The organism is Marinifilum sp. RC60d5, assembly GCF_052400665.1.
Lineage (GTDB): Bacteria > Bacteroidota > Bacteroidia > Bacteroidales > Marinifilaceae > JBQTGK01.
Genome location: NZ_JBQTGK010000002.1, coordinates 190301 through 209436 on the forward strand (window position 1 = coordinate 190301; position 19136 = coordinate 209436).

Here is a 19136-nt window from a genome sequence, read left to right on the forward strand (position 1 = left end):
ACGCATTTCCTACACCATATCATGTAGTCTTAATACTTTTAATGTATGAAAAAAAGAGTAATGGATTGTGTAAAGGCAATTAGCAAGAAAAAGTATGTTACGTATATATATACGGTAGTAATCGCCTTGTACGTATTTTTTATTCTATACCTATTCTTATAATCTATTAAGTCAATAAGTTTTAATTAATAAAATATATTTTTTTACATGTGGGAGCAAACGTTTTCAGACAAAAACAAAATAAGCTTTACATCAATAATAATGTGGTTTATCCATATACACGAGTGCAGTTAATAGAGATTGGAAATATTGTTTTAGATAAATAAATTTTATAAAAAGAAAACGAGAGACGCAGCAAACATCTCTCGCAAAATAATATCTAGCAATAGATATTATCTATATAATAATAACTTATAATCTTACAAATTTATGAAAAAAAAATCGTTTTTAAGGCATTCAGCCTTTAGAGGTGGTTTAAAATGTTTCAGCATGTTGTTAGTATTGGTTCTGTTCAATATGGCAGCTTATGCGAATCATTACGCTCCAACTAACGAGAATGACATTTTTGACTCTGAAAGTCAGCAGAATCGAAAAGTAACAGGTAAAGTGTTAGATGAGGAAGGGATTTCTCTTCCTGGAGTATCCGTTATTGTAAAAGGAAGCACTTTAGGTACGATCACATCAATTGATGGAGATTTTGCAATTGATGTACCTGAGGATGCAACAACGCTTCTACTAACTTTTGTTGGTATGGAAAATGTTGAAATTGATATTCAAAATCAAGATTACTTTGATGTGACAATGGTAAGTAGCTCAATTGGGCTAGATGAATTAGTTGTTGTTGGGTATGGCGTGCAAAAGAAGGCATCTTTAACTGGTTCTATTGATCAGGTAGATTCTGATGCTTTTAATGATAGAGCAACGACAAGTCCTGCCTTAGCATTACAAGGACAAACTCCAGGTTTAGTTGTAAGTCGTAGTTCATCTCGACCAGGTAAAGAAGGTCTTGATTTTACCATTCGTGGAGCTACTTCAGTAAATGGTGGAGACCCACTTATTGTAATTGATGGGGTACCAGCCATTAGTGATCAGGCATTTTTAAATATGAACTCAGATGATATCGCATCTGTTAGTGTGTTGAAAGATGGTGCTGCTTCTATTTATGGTGCGCGTGCTGCTAATGGTGTTATTTTAGTAACAACTAAGAAAGGTAAAGGAGCCATGAAGGTTAATTTTACCAGTAATGTTAGTATCCAAACTCTTGGAATACGTCCTACATCTCCTACAATGGGTGAATATGCAACAGTTTGGCTTGAAGCTGCAGAACAAGATGGAGATTACGCCAACTATTGGGGTTGGGCAACTGAAGAGAACCTTTTACGAATGCAACAAAATGAAGCAGGATATTACTCTACTTCATATTGGGGTGATATTTATCTTCAGAATGCTCCCCGTTATGACGAAATGTATGGATCATCTGTATCGAATCAACAAAATTTGAGTATTTCTGGTTCATCTGATAAAACAAGCTATCGTTTGTCTGCTGGTTATTCTGAGAACAGAGGGATGCTAAAAACCGCATATGATGGGCAAAAACAATATAACGTAAGATTTAATTACGATTATAATATTACCGACTGGTTTAAAATTGAAAGTGGATTTTCATATTTAAATACAAATACAAATTATCCTTCTACAGGTTTTGGATCATATTCAGTAGATCAAGATCCTGGAATTTTCGCGTCTAAAAATGAAGATGGACAGTGGATGGGGAACTTTGGAGCAATGGGTGGAAATAAAAATACCGTTGCTGCAACTACTGATGGTGGTGAAGAAACACAGGTACGTGATCAGATTCGAATGAATTTTGCTGCGACCATAAATTTAACCAAAGATTTGTCTTTGAGAGGAACGGCTTCTTATGAGAAAGAATTTTTGAATATAGACAATTATCAGTTAACAGTTCCTACTTACGGATGGGATGGTACGCCAGCAAAATCTTTTATTAATGGTACATCTAAAATAAGTAAAGAGCAGAAAACTAAAACCTATAAGACTTTTGGTGGTTTTGTTAACTATAACAAAGATCTAGGCGATCATTCTTTTGCTATTATGGCTGGTGTAACTGGTGAATTACAAGAGTATACTAGATTATATGGATACCGTCAAGGATTAGAGGATTATGGCGTTTATGATTTAAATGTTGGGTCTACAGAGTCGAAAGAAACAAATGGAGGAGGTGCAAGCCACTGGGGACTTTACTCTTTCTTGGGTAGATTTAATTACGCCTATAAAAACAAATATATTTTCGAAACTACTTTCCGTAGAGATGGATCATCGAAATTTGCGGATGATGAGCAGTGGTCTGATTTCGCTTATGCTTCGTTAGGTTGGGTTTTGAGTGAAGAAGATTTTATGGAATCTTTAGGTGTAATTTCATTCTTGAAATTACGTGCTAGTTATGGTGAAACTGGAAATCAAAAAGGTATCGGAACTTATTCTGATATTTCTTCGATGAGGTTTGGTTCTAAAGTTTTTGGTACAACTTCAGGCGTATTGCAGGATGTTGCATATGTAAACGGAATGACAACCAATGCAGCAACTTGGGAACGTGTGAAAAACACAACCCTTGGTGTTGACTTTAGATTATTAGATGGTAAAGTATTTGGATCATTCGACTATTTTAAAAAGAAGAATGATGGAATGCTTATTAATGTGAACTATCCAGGTGTTCTAGGTGCAACTGCTCCTAAAACAAATAGCGGAAAATTGGAAACAAAAGGATGGGAAGCTGTTATTGGTTATAAAGGACAAGTTGGAGATCTTAAGTTTAATGTATCTTTCAATATTGGTGATTCAGAAAATGAATTAGTTAGTATGGAAGGTGTTAATACATATAAAGCTGGAAAGAATTCTAAAGTTGAAGGTTATCCTTTGAATTCATATTTCTTGTACCAAACGGATGGTTACTTTGCTAATAATGATGAAATGGAAGCTTATTATGCTACCGTTAACGATTCTGGCACTACAATTCCTGATTATCAGGATCCTCGTAAAAAGCTTAGAGCTGGAGATACTAGAAAGGTTGATTTAGATGGTGACGGTGCAATTACGAGTTCTGGTACTATTGGTGACGGAAATGGTGATGTAAAATACATGGGTGATAATCAAGCGCATTATAATTATGGACTTAACCTAGGATTAAATTATAAGAATTGGGATATGTCTTGTTTCTTCCAAGGTGTATTAGATCAAAATGTGGTTAGAACAGGTAAAATGGCATATCCATTTTTTGTACCCTATTCAAATCAAACAAACCAATACATAGGTAAAACTTGGACAGAAGACAATACGGGTGCTGATTACCCTAGAATGACATTTGATAGAACAAGATCAAAATGGAACTGGCAAAATAATGACTTTATGATGCAAAACAACCGTTATGTGAGATTAAAATCACTTGTAGTAGGTTATACATTTAATAATCTTAAGCTTGATAAATTAAACCTTGAAAAGGTAAGACTTTATTTCTCTGGTAACGATTTGTTTGAAATTACAAGTATTAAGGATGGTTATGATCCAGAGTTTGGAGAGAGTTCAAGCTCATCTTATCCGTTTAACAGATCATGGTCTTTTGGTGTTAATGTAACATTCTAAGAAATTCAAGTATTAATTTCAATGAATCTAAATATAGTTTTGATTTATAGTCAGACTTATTTGATTTCTCTTGGAAATACAATAAAAAATTAAACAGATGAAGAAAATATTATTTATACTTTTAGCTTGTGTGATGCTGTTTTCAGCATGTCAAGACACATTTTTGGATTTGGATCCTCAGGATTCCATAACCGAAGCTGCATATTACAAAACACCAGATCATTTTAAAGCAGGAACAAACGATCTTTATTATGGACTAGCAGGTTGGAGAACTACTTATGACAATGAATTTAGGGACTTTGGAACTGACTTATGTGGATATGCTCAAGAAGAAGGACGTGGTGATGACGTCGTTCCAGACTCTGATGGTTATTGGACTAACACTTATAAGTATTTAAGAAAAATAAATACAATTCTTGAAAAAGCAGCTGAATATGACGGAGATCAGGCTGATATTGCAGAATATGTTGCTGTTGCTAAATTTTTCAGAGCTTATCAACACTTTTTCTTATTGCAACGATTTGGAGGTGTCCCAATTGCTACAGAAGTACCTGATATTTCAAGTGATGTTGTAAGTGCACCAAGAAATTCTCGTTATGAGGTATTTGCGCAAGTTCTTACTGATATTGATGAAGCTATCGCAGATTTGCCAACAGAACAACAAATTGCTGAAGTGGATAAAGGTAAAATTAGCAAGTGGGCAGCAGAAGCGTTTAAAGCAAAAGCTTTACTTTTCGAAGCTACTTGGGAAAAAAATGTTGGAACTACAACAGATGGTGATGGCTCGACTAATGGAGCAGGATCTGTTAAACCAGCGTCATATCCTTCTTTTTCGGAAATGATACAAATGGCTAATACTTTAGCTAAAGATGTTATGGATAATGGAGGATATAGCCTTTGGAATCATAATGCTGAATTGGATAATTTAAGTACGCTATATCTTTATAATCTAGAAGATGCAGGATCTAATCCAGCTGGATTAGAAAAAGCTTCTAATCATGAGTATATCCTTTACTCAAAATACGATTATGATTTGTATAGAGGAAACCAAAACATTTCACATACTGCAAGAGGTCGTTTGGCTCCTTCTCGTAAATTAATGGATATGTTTTTATGCCTTGATGGTAAGACAGCACAAACATCTGAACAGTTTTTAGGTTATGCTACTTGCGATCAGGAATTTGAAAATCGTGATTATCGTATGAAAGCTTATTTTGCAGATGTTGATACTTGGGAATTATTTACTCCTGGTACTTTGGTTTTACCTGGTGCTAGTGGTGGAGCAGGTGTTGCATGGGAATGCAGAAAGTTTTATTCATGGAACTATGGATCATACAGAAATGTGAAAGAAGAATCATTCGACTATCCAATTATTCGTTTACCAGAGGTGTATTTTATTTATGCAGAAACTTTGTATGAAATGAATGGTAGTTTAACCGATGCTCAAATGGCAGAATCAATTAATAAGGTTAAAGAACGTGCTGGACTTCCAGGTATTACAAATGCTTCTTTAGCTGCAAATGGCATGAATATTTATGACGAGATCATGCGTGAACGTGCTATTGAACTTTATTCAGAAAATAACAGATATTTGGATTTAAAGAGATTGGGTATTGCAGAACAAGAGCTTAATGAAGCTATTTGTGGTCCTATTGTTGAAGGAAATGCGTTTGAGAATAATTTAGCTTTATACGATCCTGCAACATATAATTATGGAACAAAAAAAATTCAAACAAAATTTGGATTGCTTGATGCTGTTGTGATTGATCCAGCTGAGGTTCGTAATTTTGAAAGAAAACATTACTTATTCCCTCTACCAATTGATCAAATGGATTTAAATAGTAATTTATTGCAAAATCCAGGATATTAAATCTTTAGGATTTTCAAATTTATAAAAACAGATTGGACTAGTTAAATAGTTTGGTTTGTTAGTAACAAGAACATTACGGGCAATTTATTTCTTAGGATTTATTATTGTCCGTAATGTTTGTCCTTATGAGAATATGTTTGTTGATTTTTATAATCAATATGAACAGGAATATTATCTAGTGATTTAATCATGCAGCTGTCATGTTTAGTGTACAGTTGATAAATTATCTTTGGCTTACAGCCAAAAAAAAACACTACGAAAATTTACGATTAATAATGAATTGGAAGATCTAATTTATTTATGGATAAACTTTGTCTTGTGCAAGGTGAAAATCAATTAGCAATAATAATAACGAGGTTATGTGTTTTGAATAGGACTTATTTCTAAACAAGAAAGCCTTAGTTAGCATCAAATAAAGGAATTAATGAAGAGAGTGAACAAACTGATAACAGCTTTTTTAATCTTAATTATAACTGTTTCATGTTCTAATGAGAAGAAAGCGATAGAAAAACTTGATACTGACAAGGTCTTGGAGTATTGTGTAAAGAAAGCACAAGAAACAATGAATGACCTTACCGATGTTGACAGTTTACCGAGGAATATATATCCCGGACAAAAAAAATGGAATAAAGTAGGGAATAAGGATTGGACTTGTGGTTTTTGGCCAGGTGTACTTTGGTATGCTTACGAGGCATCCAATGATTCTACAATTCTAGAAAAAGCAAAAGATTTTACAAATCCACTGACTGCAGTTCTTGATGTTCCTGTAGATAATCATGATTTGGGTTTCATGTTGTACTGCAGTTTTGGAAATGGATACCGTCTTACTAAAAATCCAGAGTATCATGATTTCTTAATTGAAGCAGCAGATTCATTGGCAACATTATACAATCCTAAGGTAGGAACTATTCTATCGTGGCCTGTAATGCGTAAGAAAATGAACTGGCCTCATAATACTATAATCGATAACATGATAAATTTGGAGCTTTTGTTTTGGGCTTCGAAAAATGGTGGAAAACAAGAGTGGTACGATATGGCTGTTAAGCATGCCGAGACATGTATGACTACACTCGTTAGACCAGATTTTAGTACCTATCACGTTGCCGTATTCGATACGATTGATGGGCATTTTATTAAAGGTGTTACACACCAAGGATATGCTGATGATTCTCAATGGGCACGTGGGCAAGGATGGGGAATTTATGGTTATTCTATGTGTTATCGTGAAACAGGTGAGGAGAAATTTTTAGAAACATCTAAAAAACTAGCTGATGTTTTTATTGATCGTTTATCCGAGGATGGTGTTCCTTATTGGGATTTCGACGATCCTTCAATTCCGAACGCGCCAAAAGATGCCTCAGCAGCAGCCGTTGTAGCTTCTGGTATGTTGGAGCTTTCAACATTCGTGAAAGACAAAGCAGATCAATTGAAATATAGAAATGCAGCTGTTTCTTTATTGACAAAACTTTCGACAGATATGTATCTAAGTAAAGATGAGAATCAGGCAATGTTGTTGCATTCAACAGGTCATCTTCCTCATGATTCTGAAATTGATGCATCGATAATATATGCAGACTACTATTTTATTGAAGCTTTACTTCGACTAAAGAAAATTGAAGAAAAAGAATCATAAGGAATAAGAAATTAGAATGTCTTTCTAAAGAATAATAAAATGAAAAATTATATCGTGAACATTAAAATGATGCTAGTTGTAGCTTTGTGTATAATGTTTATAAAAGTAGAGGCTCAAAAAGTTGAACTGATTTATACAACAACTTCGGATAGATGGGTAAAAGATAAAAAAGCAGCGAAATTTGAGAAAAATATAGCTGGAAATCCTGATATTACAGTATATGCTGATAGTTCTTTGCAGGTTGTAGATGGTATTGGTGGTGCTTTTAATGAATTGGGTTGGACTGCGACTTTAGCTTTGCCAAAGGAAGATGCATCTAAAGTATTTGATGCGCTTTTTGGAGAAGATGGATGTAATTTTTCAATGGGTAGGGTACCAATAGGTGCAAGTGATTATGCTTTGAGTTATTATTCTATGGACGATGTGCCGGAAGATTTTGAAATGCGTGATTTTAATATCGATCGTGATCGTTTTATCATGATTCCTTATTTAAAAGAAGCATTTAAACGTCGCCCAAATTTTAAACTATGGGGTTCCCCTTGGACTCCTCCAGCATGGATGAAAGTGAACGAACATTACTCTTTGCGAGCTGGTGAAATGGGAGAAGGTAGAACAGGTGGTAATAAAATGGCTCCTGGTAAAGAAATTAGAACCAGTTCAACAGCTTTTAAAATGCAGAAACGATATTTAGAAGCTTATGCTTTGTATTTTTCTAAATTTGTAAAGGCTTACAAAGAAGCAGGAACGCCTGTTTTTATGATTCAGCCGCAAAATGAAATTTTATACGCACCCAACTGGCCTGCATGTACTTGGTTAACAGAAGATATGTCCTACTTTATTGGAGACTTCTTAGGTCCTAAATTTGAAGCGGACAGTATAGATACTGAAATATGGTTAGGTACAATCAACAGTCCTGATCCTAGGTATGTACAATATGCGCTTAAGCATAAAAATGCCAAAAAATACATCAAAGGTGTAGGTTTTCAGTGGAATGGTGAACGATCCATTCCAACCATTGCAAAAGAATTTCCTAATGTTAAATTAATGCAAACAGAGAATAAGTGTGGAGAACAGGAAAATGACTGGTCGTCATTAGAAAGATCTTGGAAATCGATGGTGCATTATTTTAATAATGGAGCAGGATCTTACTTATATTGGAACATGATTTTGGATGAAACGGGTAAAAGTGCCTGGGGATGGCCTCAAAATTCGATGGTGGTAATCGATAAAAACACCAAAGAAGTGAAATACAACGATGAATTTTATTTATTCAAACACCTTTCACATTTTGTACAACCTGGTGATCATTTCTTGAAGTCAGAAGGAGAAAACCAATTGGCATTTAAATTAAAAGATGGACGTACAATGTTGATGGTTTATAATCCAGATAAGAACGAAAAAATATTGAATATTAAACTTGGTGAGATAAACTTAAAAGCGAAGCTGAAAGCTGTTTCTATCAATACAATTGTACTGAACTAAGTTGTAGATATTAATAAGGTTCTGTTCCCTTTATTAAAGGGAATAGAACTTTTTTTCAATAGATTTTTTTTTACCGATAAAGAGAATTTAAAAGACTGTAACTACTTAAAATTAAATATAAAATGAAAAAATTACATCTTCAAATATCCACTTTGCTATTGTTGGTTCTGACGATTTTTCCAGGAGCAAGCATGTCACAAAACTCAATTCAGATTGATACAAAATCTGAAGGTGAGAAATTCGAACACTTTTGGAGTAAGTGTGTAGGTGCCGGTAGAGCCAATGAAGCCTTAAGAGCTGGGTGGCTTGAGCAAATGGAGCAAGTACAGGAAAATTGTGGCTTTGAGTACGTCCGTTTTCATGGCCTGTTTCACGACGATATGTTTCCTGTTTTTGAAAAAAATGGGAAAACAGTATACAATTGGCAATACATTGATGATGTGTTTGACCGTTTATTAGACTTAAACGTAAAACCGTTTGTTGAATTGGCTTTTTTGCCTAAAAGTATGGCCGCAAAAGATTCAAAAACAGTTTTTTGGTGGAAAGCCAATATTACACCTACTGAAGATTCATTTGAAAAATGGCACGATTTAGTGTCTGCCTTTACACAGCATGCGGTTGATCGATATGGTATTGATGAAGTGTTAACTTGGTATTTCGAAGTGTGGAACGAGCCAAACCTGTATCAATTATTCTGGGATGGTACTAAATCACAGTATTTCGAAATGTATAAGCAATCAGCATTAGCTGTAAAAGCTGTTGATAAACGTCTTAGAATTGGTGGTCCGGCTACAAGTAACTTTGTGCCCGATGCGCGTTTTGATACTGAAACCTTAGACAATAAAGCTGCGGAAGAAGTTTTTACTATTGATGATATTAATAAGTTGGATTGGCATGGTGTGTGGATTGAAGATTTCTTGAAGTATTGCGATAAAGAGAATTTACCTGTTGATTTTGTTAGCTGTCATCCTTACCCAACCGATTATGCCTTTAATCCTGAAACAGGAAAAGGAAGAGGTCTTACCCGTTTTATTCATGCTCCAAAGTTGGATATGGAATGGTTGAAAAAAACAGTTGAAAAAAGTGCTTTCCCAAATGCAGAAATTCACTTGACAGAGTGGAATACCAGTCCCAGTAGTAGAGATGCCATGCATGATTTCTTACCTCCAGCAGCCTATATTGTAAAATCTAATCTAGATTGTCTTGGCTTGGCTAATTCGTTGGCTTTTTGGACGTTTACCGATATTTTTGAAGAAAAAGGTGGCGCTTCGAGTATCTTTCATGGTGGTTTTGGAATGATAAATTATCAGGGGCTAGTTAAGCCTAGCTATCATGCTTATCGTATGTTGCACCAGTTAGGAGATGAAGAACTGTTTAAAAATGATTATCTGTTTGTAAGTCGTAAATCAGCAAATGGTAAAATAGTAGCCTTAGCTTATAATTATCCTAAAGAGTATTATGGTTCTGTTCCTGCAGGAAATAATAAATTGGAAGAAGGAACATCGAGAATGCTTGATTTCAAACTTACAGGTTTGCAAGCGGGAAAAATGTTCAAAATCGAAATCTTAGATAAAGACCACGGGAATATTCATAATTCTTGGGAAGCAATGGGAAAACCAGAACCTCCAACACGTGAGCAGATAAAAGTGATGAAAAAAGCAGCGAATGCACTAAAAACTGAAGTGGTATCGGCTGATAAAGACGGTAACTTAATCATTAAGCATGAAATTACACCTTGGAGTTTAGTGCTTATTGAGCAAATAAATTAGATTAATATAAAACCTAACTTGATCATGCATTATTTCTTTAAAAGCCTTGCTTATTTGACTGTTGCTTGTCTTCTAATGAGCTGTTCGGCTAAGCCGAAGAACGATTTCGAAAGCTTAAACTCCTCGAAAGATTGGACTTTAAAGCTTTCTGATTCATGCACGGGAAACTGGCAGGATAATTGGTTTTTGGATGGCTTGATTGCCACTGTTGAAAACAGTAAAAAAGGAATGAACTTTACTGCAGGACCTGAATTTAGGAACGATGCACATCATGCTGTTCTTTGGACAAAAGAATCTTTCAAAGGTGATGTTAAAATCGAGTACAATTATACGCGAACTGATATGCAGGTAATCAATGTCAATATTCTATACATACAAGCACAGGGAATTGGCACGGGACCTTACGATAAGGATATTTCTAAATGGAATAAATTAAGAGAAGTGCCAAAAATGAGTCTTTATTATAATTATATGAATCCACTTCATATTAGTTATGCAGCCTTTCCTATGGTTAATGAAGATCCTGAAAATGATTATTTGCGTGTAAGAAAATATCCAGTTACGGATGACATTAGCTTTCAAGATATGGAAGTAGAGCCTTCTTATTTTGATATCGGACTTTTTCTTCCTAATGTGACCTATAAAGTTACTGTTATAAAAACGGACGCACAATTACTTATGAATGTTGAAGGTGGTGGAAAGAAGAAACTTTATTCGTGGGATATATCAGATAAAGAAAAATTGATTGAGGGACGAATCGGATTAAGACATATGTATACACGTTCGGCTCGATATAGTGATTTCAAGGTTTCGATTAAATAATAAGAGTAAAAAATAATATAGTAATAGAATTTAGTTATGAATAAAATAGTACAGGTTTTCGCAATTAGTGTTCTACTATTCAGTTTTGGATGTGGACAGAAGACAAAGAAAAATACTGATGATAAAGCAGTCGTGAAATTATCGGATGATGAACGAATGGAATGGTGGCGCGATGCTCGATTCGGAATGTTTATTCATTGGGGAGCCTATGCTATTCCTGGAGGGGAGCGCAATGGTGAAGTTTGTAAAGGTGGTGCCGAATGGATCATGGATAAATTGGATTATACCATTGAGGATTACGAAAAGGAAGTTACAGCTAAATTTAATCCGGTAAAGTTTGATGCTGATGCATGGGTAAAAATGGCAAAAGATGCAGGTATGAAATACATTGTATTAACATCTAAGCATCACGATGGATTTTGTCTTTGGGATTCTGAAATTACCCATTATGATGTGATGGAAGCTTGTCCGTTTAAGCGCGATATCGTTAAAGAATTATCAGAAGCTTGTAAAAAAGCTGATATGAGATTCTGTTTGTACCATTCAATTGTTGATTGGCATCATCCACAAGCTCAGGCTCCTTTGTATCCAAATTACAATGCGGGTCAAAAAGATCAGACGGTTGTGAATCCTGAATTTCCAAAATACTATGAGAATTATTTAAAACCAATGGTTGGTGAATTGCTAACGAAGTACGATAATGTTGATGTTATCTGGTTTGATGGTGATTGGATTGCTGATTATACGACTGAAATGGGTAAAGATTTTTATTCTTATATCCGCAGTGTAAAACCAAATGTAATTGTAAATAACCGTGTTGACAAAGGTCGTAACGGAATGGAAGGAATGGATAAAGAAGGTGAATTTGCCGGTGATTTTGGTACTCCTGAGCAAGAAATTCCTGCAACTGGTATCGATTCTGATTGGGAAGCATGCATGACAATGAATGGCTCTTGGGGTTATAAACCATCAGATGAACACTGGAAAAGCAATACAGTATTGATTCGACACTTAGTGGATATTGTTTCGAAAGGTGGAAACTTCTTATTAAATATTGGACCTGATGCACAAGGTTTATTTCCACAACAGAGTATCGATCGCTTAAAGGCAATTGGAGAGTGGACCAAAGAAAATGGAGAAGCGGTTTATGGTGCTAAAGCAAGTCCTTTCGAGCGTCCAGAGTGGGGAAGATACACTAGTAAGTCAGGTGTTGTATATGCTCATGTATTCGATTGGCCTAAAGATGGAAAACTAATTTTAGATTCAAGCATCAAAATTAAAAGTGCACGTTTACTAGGCGATTCATCATCAGAATTGAAAGTAAATACTGTTGGAAATGTAATTTCCGTAGAAGTTCCGAAAAAAGCATCTAATAGTTATGCTAGCGTAATAAAGTTAATTGTAGAATAGAATCTATAAGTCTTAAATAATTAACGGCAAGTATTCTTAATAATACTTGCCGTTATTCAATAAGCTAAATTCCTCTTTTCAAATACTGACTATTCATTCTAGTATTTTTTCCTGCCAAATATAGAATTAAAAGAAAATCAAAACTGATGAAACTATACTTATCCATACTTCTTCTATTGCTAGCAAATGTTACGCAAGCTCAATTAAAACTCTCTATAGGGAAACCTGATTTCTCCGATTGGTCAGGAATTATAAAAGTCAAAAACAAGCATGCAAATATTCATAGTGGTGAAGCTATTTTTTTTGCATATCCAAAGCTTAAAAGTCACTCGAAAGGTTATAGAGATTATTATACAGATGCTTGCGATTGGAGTAAGTTTGCGGGTATATCTTTTGAGATTTTCACTAAAAATGAATCGGCTACAGCGATAGAACTTGAATTTTCTGTAGCACCCGAAAGTACGAGAAAACTTCAAGCCAAAAGTACAGCAACTATTCATGTTCTTGGAAAAGGTTGGCAATCTGTTTTTGTACCTTGGAACATGTTTAATCTGGCTGAAGGACAGAGAGGTACACTTCAAGGAGTAAGTAAGCTGAGAATTAAAGCGACATCAGAAAAAAATAAAAGCTTACAAATCAAAGATATTAATTTGCTTAAGGGGCAAACCATTGCTTTAGATGCCCCAATTAAAGGTAAATCTGCTCAAGCTGGTTCTATTGTGGAATACGAAATAGAGATAGGCAACACATCCAAGAAAAATCAAAAAATACAACTCGTTTTTCCTAGAGTGGGATGGGAAGCAATGAAAGCTTCTGTTGAGCCAAGTACGCTTGAATTATCACCAAATGAAATTAAATCTTGCAAGGTCTTGGTTAAACTTCCCGAATCACTTCCGCAAGGGGCAAGAGAAAAGCAAGTTTTAAAAGCCATTGCAAATGGAAATACAACAGCTACGTTAGAGTTTACTACAGCTGTTACTGTACCTTCTCCTTTTATGGTGCATACAAGCGAAAACTGGAATGTTGTTTTAGATAAAATTGAAAAATACGACTGGGCAAAAGAAGGCTTGGCAGAATATGAAGCGAAAGCACATAAATGGAAAGTTCCCAACTATGCAAACAAAGATGCACAAATAGATGTTTTTCGAGGTCCTTATTTATTTCATAATAATGAGGCAGGAAGCATGATGAATTGTGCCATTGCTTATCGTTTAACGGGTAAAAAGGAATATGCTCAAAAGTGCGTTGATTTCTTGCGAAAACTCTCCGATGAGAAAAAAGGATATCCTGCTACTTTAAGAGTCAATCAAAATAATTTTGTAAAAGAAGGTGGCGTATTTCAAGATGTTGCGAGAGGTTATGACATGGTGAAAGATTGTGATCTACTGACTAAAGAAGATCATAGACTTATAGAAAAAACACTTCGTTTGTATGTTGAAACTGCCATGTTGGGTAACGACAATGGAGGTGTTAATAATTGGGATCTTAGTGAATTAGCTGGAGCTTTTTATAGTGCTTTGGTAATTCAGGATTGGGATTTGGTGGATTGGTGTCTAAACTCACCATCTGGAGTTTATCGTCAGTTTACGCAAGGTGTTATGAGTGATGGATGGTGGTACGAATGTGCGGTTGGTTACAACCTTTGGTGTTCAACCATGTTTTCTGAAATGGCAATTGCTTTGCGTCCATGGGGAGAGAATTTTGTAGATGCACAAAAGCCTATTGGTACAACACCATACTATTCTTTGTTGCCAGAACGTATGAAGCCAGGTTTATATGGAATGAACTTTGATAAATGGGGAACCATTAACAAAAATAGTGTTGGAATTAAAGATATGTGGAATGCTCTTATTCCGTTTTTAGATTACCGCGGAGTCATGTTTGCTGTTAACGATGCTAAGGAAGATTTAGTTGTTGGAGAACCATACGAATTAGCCTATTATTTATATGGCGATCCTGAGTATGCAGCAGTGATTAATCGTGGTAAAACCCGCAACTTATTGTATGGAGTTCCTGAATTACCACTTGTAGAATCTGAAAAAATAAAACAATCGGCCTATTCTGATAATATGGGGATTGTACAATTGCGTAGCCAAACAAAAAATAGAGAACAGAGCGAACAAATTCAGGCGGTGTTACATTACGGAACATTTGGAGGATATCACGGTCATTTCGATAGAACCAATTTCTTGAGCATGATGCGATATGGACGAAGTTTCTATAATCCTGAAATGTTTTGGTATGGCTATAAGTCGCATTTGTATAAGTTTTTGGTGCAAACATCCATCAATAAAAATATGGTGGTTGTCGATCAAAAAATGCAGGAGCCTAAGGAAAGTTTTAAAACCTTATACTATACTGGAGATATGATGCAGGCAACTGCCGTTGAAACTAAGTCACGTTGGAGTAATCCTCCTTATGGTGGAATGATATATGGCGACAAAAAGCATATGACATTTGCTGAAAAAGCATTTGAAGAAGGTCGTTCTGTTGTTGTGCCTGTTGATGCTCCTGCTTATGGAACGATAACTGATTTTACAGAATCAGTACTGCAACGCAGACTAATGATTATGATGGACGATTATGTAGTCTTGGCCGATTATTTACAAGCTGATACTGAACATACTTACGATTGGTTGTTTCAAATGAAAGGTTTTAAAGAACTACTAGCTGATAAATCGGAGCGAATTAAACACGATAATCAAATGAGTGCTGACCCACTAAGTAGTGCGCAGTTTATTACAGATTGTGATTGGTACAAAACGAATGGAGCTTCCCGTGCTCAATTCGAAATGTGTTGGGGAGAAGGCTGTGATAATGGAGGAGCTCGTATGCCACACAGTGAAGATGGACCATTAAAGATTGATGTTATTACTGCTTGGCCACAACAAAATGATATCATGATAGGTACCGCTCCTGAAAGTTTTGGAGTCAATAAGCAATTATGGTATTCGGTAAAAGCCGATGATCAAATTTTAGTAAATGATAGCACAGGTGCCTGGATTTTGGGTAGCAAAAATATAGAGCTTAACATCGAAGGGAAGAGTCAATTAACTCTCACAACTAAATTAGGTCGCAAAGCAAAAAATAATACGATTTTTTGGGGTGATGCAAAATTGATTCTAAAAGATGGATCAGAAGTATTACTATCTTCTCTTCCTGTTAAAACCAAAAATATATTGAGACCCAATGCAGGTGAGGATTATTATGGTGGAGCTATAAAAATTGGTGGTGAATTAATGCCAAATTCTACGCCAGGAATGCCTGAAAATTTTAAAGAAGCTGGAGAAATTACGATCGATTTATCAGGAATGGATGTGCTAAGTTTTAAAGCGAAAATTGGTGGTGACTTTCCATTAGGAGATGAATCATCAAGACGTAAAACTATGGCCGTTCGTACGCAAGGGAAAAATACGCGCTACCTATCAGTAATTGAACCATACGAAACAAAATCTGTTATTAAATCGGTAACAGCTAAAAGTGCTAATGAGTTAATTGTAGAGTTGCTGGATGGAAGAATTCAAGAATTAACCATTTCTGATTTTGAAGGTGATGGTACACAAATTAAAGTCTCGGTTAAAGAATTTTTAAATGGAGAGCTTCTTCGCGAAGAGCAATCAAATTAAAAAGTAGCAATAGAATTGAATTGAAAGTTGTTCAAAATAGATGTTTTTTACGTAAAATGAACATTTTGTAATTATTTAATGTTTTGAAAGATAAGGTATTGATGTCAAAAACAGAAGTTTTAGAAATAAAATAAACTTTTAGCTTGCCTTATCTTTCGTCGTAATTTTTGCTTCTTGTCAATTGCATGAGCAAAAAATTAAAGTAGGTGATGATGAGTTTCAAATCTAGTGTATACAAAAGTGATTTATAATATGAAGGGTATTAAACAAAGGATAATGTCGCTTTCAAAACTAGTTTTGTTTGTTGCAGTGGCTCTTAGTATGAGTTTTTGTTCTGCAGAACAAGCTCCAAAAGCGAATTTAAAATTATGGTACGATGCGCCAGCAGCAGACTGGAATGAGGCTTTACCTATTGGAAATGGTCGTTTGGGTGCGATGGTATATGGTATTCCTAATCAGGAAAATATTCAATTGAATGAAGAAACACTTTGGTCTGGAGGTCCACATCGAAATGACAACCCTGATGCGAAGGCGATTTTAGATAAAATCCGTAAACTTTTATTCAACGGAAAATACAAGGAGGCACATAAATTGGCTAATGCAAAGATTATCTCACAAACATCTGCTGGGATGAACTATGAAACGGTTGGAAATTTGCGTCTTAATTTCGATGGTCATGAAAATTATTCTGATTATTCTCGGGAGTTGGATATTGAGAATGCAATTGCTAAAACATCCTATGTTGTTGATGGTGTTGAATATATTAGAGAAGTATTTACATCTTTTACCGATCAGGTTTTGGTGATAAAACTAACAGCCAGCGAAAAAGGAAAAATCAGTTTTTCTGCAGGCTTAGACAGACCTGAACCTGCTGTTGTTAGTGTAAGTACTGAGGGCGATAATGTAGTAAAGATGACAGGTACTTGTGCTGACACAAAAAGCAAAAGAACACCTAAAAATACGCTTCCTATTAAAGGGCGAGTAAATTTTGAGTCGAGAGTAAAAGTTGTACCTGAAGGTGGTTCTTTGTTTTCAACCGAAAATACAGTATCCTTAAGCAATGCCAATAGCGCAACTTTATATGTATCAATAGCGACTAACTTTGTCAACTATCAGGATGTTAGTGCCGATGAGCACCAACGTGCAAGTGACTATTTGGCTAAAGCTGAAAAGAAAAGCTACGAATTGTTAAAGTCCGATCATTCTGCTTTTTATCAAAACTATTTTAACCGGGTATCGCTCGATCTAGGAAGTACTGATTCTATTCAAAATCCGACTGATGTTCGAATCAAACAATTTAGCCAAGGTAACGATCCTGCTTTGGCAGCCTTGTACTATCAGTTTGGACGTTACCTATTGATTTGTTCTTCTCAACCGGGTGGGCAAGCTAGTAATTTACAGGGGATTTGGTGCAAGGATCTTACTCCACCATGGAAAAGTGCTTATACTGTAAATATAAATACAGAAATGAATTATTGGCCTGCAGAGCCAACAAATTTGAGCGAGTTGCACGAACCTTTAATTGACTTAGTAAAGGATCTTTCAGTTGCAGGTCGTAAAACGGCGCAAGATATGTACGGAGCTGATGGTTGGGTTTGTCATCACAATACAGATTTATGGCGAATTTGTGGACCTGTTGATGGAGCTACCTGGGGAATGTGGCCTAGTGGAGGAATTTGGTTAAGTCAGCACTTATGGGAAAAGTATTTGTACAGTGGTGATCTAGAATATTTGAAAGAGGTTTATCCTGCAATGAAGGGTTCTGCTGAGTTTTGCTTAAGCTTTTTAACACCAGAGCCTGAACATGGATGGTTGATTTTCGCACCATCTACTTCGCCAGAGAACAGACCTTCATTTCAGCAAAAGATGGTGAATATTGCCTATGGAGCTACTATGGATAATCAGTTGATATTTGATATGTTGACAAGAACAGCTGAAGCGGCCAAGCATTTAAATATTGATGAAGACTTTGTTAAAGAGTTAGAAGCAACCATTCCAAAACTGGCACCAAACCAGATTGGTCAGCATGCGCAAATACAGGAATGGATTCACGATTGGGATGATCCGGAAGATAAGCACCGTCATATTTCGATGTTGTATGGTATGCATCCTTCCAATCAATTTTCACCTTTCCGAACACCGAAATTAGCCGAAGCTGCTCGAAATGTATTGATTTACCGTGGAGATCCATCTACAGGTTGGTCCATGAACTGGAAAATTAACCAATGGGCACGTTTACTGGATGGTAACCACGCTTACAAAATGATGACAGACCAAATTAAATTGGTAGGTCGCCCTGATTCACCCAAAGGAGGGGGAACTTATGCAAACATGTTAGATGCACATCCACCTTTTCAAATTGATGGAAACTTCGGTTTTACTGCTGGTTTAACCGAGATGTTAATGCAAAGTCATGATGGTGCTATCCATTTAATTCCTGCTTTACCTGATGTATGGAAAAAAGGACGTGTTACAGGTTTACGTGCCAGAGGAGGTTTCGAAATAGAATCGATGGAATGGAAAGACGGAAAAGTAATGAAAGTCATTATAAAATCTACCATTGGAGGCAATTGCCGAATTCGTTCCTATTCTGAATTAGAATTAGAGGGGGAAGGAATACTTGAAAAAGCTAGTGGTACAAATACCAATCCTTTTTATCAGGTTCCAAGCATCAAAAAACCTTTGATTTCAGAGAAAGCAGATTTAAAAGGATTTGAGCTTCGAGATACATACTTGTATGATATTGATACAGAGATTGGACAAACACTTGTTTTAGTAAATGGAAAATTATAAAAGCGGAAAATAGGAAGCTTAAGATTAGAATTATAGGCGATTATTGATGTTTAATCTAGCCAGTAGTTTGTGTG

Annotated in this window: 9 protein-coding genes; all 9 read left to right on the plus strand. The window is 35.6% G+C overall.

Going from position 1 to position 19136, the window contains the following annotated elements; translation table 11 throughout:
* The first annotated feature begins 489 nt into the window (after positions 1-489).
* The 9 genes from ACT3CE_RS05000 to ACT3CE_RS05040 all read left to right on the plus strand — a co-directional run bounded on the left by ACT3CE_RS05000 (position 490) and on the right by ACT3CE_RS05040 (position 19062).
* Positions 490-3657 carry a SusC/RagA family TonB-linked outer membrane protein gene (locus ACT3CE_RS05000; protein ID WP_444708661.1) on the plus strand — a complete coding sequence of 1056 codons (3168 nt, stop codon included), beginning with the start codon at positions 490-492 and terminating at the stop codon, positions 3655-3657.
* Positions 3658-3754: 97 nt separating this feature from the next.
* Positions 3755-5527: a RagB/SusD family nutrient uptake outer membrane protein gene (locus ACT3CE_RS05005; protein WP_444708662.1), complete on the plus strand. Its 1773-nt coding sequence runs from the start codon at positions 3755-3757 to the stop codon at positions 5525-5527.
* A 424-nt stretch (positions 5528-5951) separates the two neighbouring features.
* Positions 5952-7160 (plus strand): glycoside hydrolase family 88 protein, encoded by a 1209-nt coding sequence (locus ACT3CE_RS05010; RefSeq protein WP_444708663.1) that lies wholly within the window; start codon positions 5952-5954, stop codon positions 7158-7160.
* Positions 7161-7199: 39 nt separating this feature from the next.
* Complete coding sequence (locus ACT3CE_RS05015) at positions 7200-8642, plus strand: glycoside hydrolase family 30 protein (RefSeq protein ID WP_444708664.1); 1443 nt, start codon at positions 7200-7202, stop codon at positions 8640-8642.
* A gap of 122 nt (positions 8643-8764) precedes the next feature.
* Positions 8765-10411, plus strand: coding sequence for a GH39 family glycosyl hydrolase (locus tag ACT3CE_RS05020; RefSeq protein ID WP_444708665.1), 1647 nt, complete (start codon positions 8765-8767; stop codon positions 10409-10411).
* A gap of 24 nt (positions 10412-10435) precedes the next feature.
* Positions 10436-11233, plus strand: coding sequence for a DUF1961 family protein (locus tag ACT3CE_RS05025; RefSeq protein ID WP_444708666.1), 798 nt, complete (start codon positions 10436-10438; stop codon positions 11231-11233).
* Positions 11234-11269: 36 nt separating this feature from the next.
* Positions 11270-12643 carry an alpha-L-fucosidase gene (locus ACT3CE_RS05030; RefSeq protein ID WP_444708667.1) on the plus strand — a complete coding sequence of 458 codons (1374 nt, stop codon included), beginning with the start codon at positions 11270-11272 and terminating at the stop codon, positions 12641-12643.
* Between the two features lie 146 nt (positions 12644-12789).
* Positions 12790-16269: an alginate lyase family protein gene (locus ACT3CE_RS05035; protein WP_444708668.1), complete on the plus strand. Its 3480-nt coding sequence runs from the start codon at positions 12790-12792 to the stop codon at positions 16267-16269.
* A 276-nt stretch (positions 16270-16545) separates the two neighbouring features.
* Positions 16546-19062: a glycosyl hydrolase family 95 catalytic domain-containing protein gene (locus ACT3CE_RS05040; RefSeq protein WP_444708669.1), complete on the plus strand. Its 2517-nt coding sequence runs from the start codon at positions 16546-16548 to the stop codon at positions 19060-19062.
* The last annotated feature ends 74 nt before the right edge of the window (positions 19063-19136 follow it).

Coding starts and splice junctions, on each gene's coding strand:
- ACT3CE_RS05000 (WP_444708661.1), top strand. CDS start 490: ATGTTGTTAGTATTGGTTCTGTTCAATATGGCAGCTTATGCGAATCAT.
- ACT3CE_RS05005 (WP_444708662.1), top strand. CDS start 3,755: ATGAAGAAAATATTATTTATACTTTTAGCTTGTGTGATGCTGTTTTCA.
- ACT3CE_RS05010 (WP_444708663.1), top strand. CDS start 5,952: ATGAAGAGAGTGAACAAACTGATAACAGCTTTTTTAATCTTAATTATA.
- ACT3CE_RS05015 (WP_444708664.1), top strand. CDS start 7,200: ATGAAAAATTATATCGTGAACATTAAAATGATGCTAGTTGTAGCTTTG.
- ACT3CE_RS05020 (WP_444708665.1), top strand. CDS start 8,765: ATGAAAAAATTACATCTTCAAATATCCACTTTGCTATTGTTGGTTCTG.
- ACT3CE_RS05025 (WP_444708666.1), top strand. CDS start 10,436: ATGCATTATTTCTTTAAAAGCCTTGCTTATTTGACTGTTGCTTGTCTT.
- ACT3CE_RS05030 (WP_444708667.1), top strand. CDS start 11,270: ATGAATAAAATAGTACAGGTTTTCGCAATTAGTGTTCTACTATTCAGT.
- ACT3CE_RS05035 (WP_444708668.1), top strand. CDS start 12,790: ATGAAACTATACTTATCCATACTTCTTCTATTGCTAGCAAATGTTACG.
- ACT3CE_RS05040 (WP_444708669.1), top strand. CDS start 16,546: ATGTCGCTTTCAAAACTAGTTTTGTTTGTTGCAGTGGCTCTTAGTATG.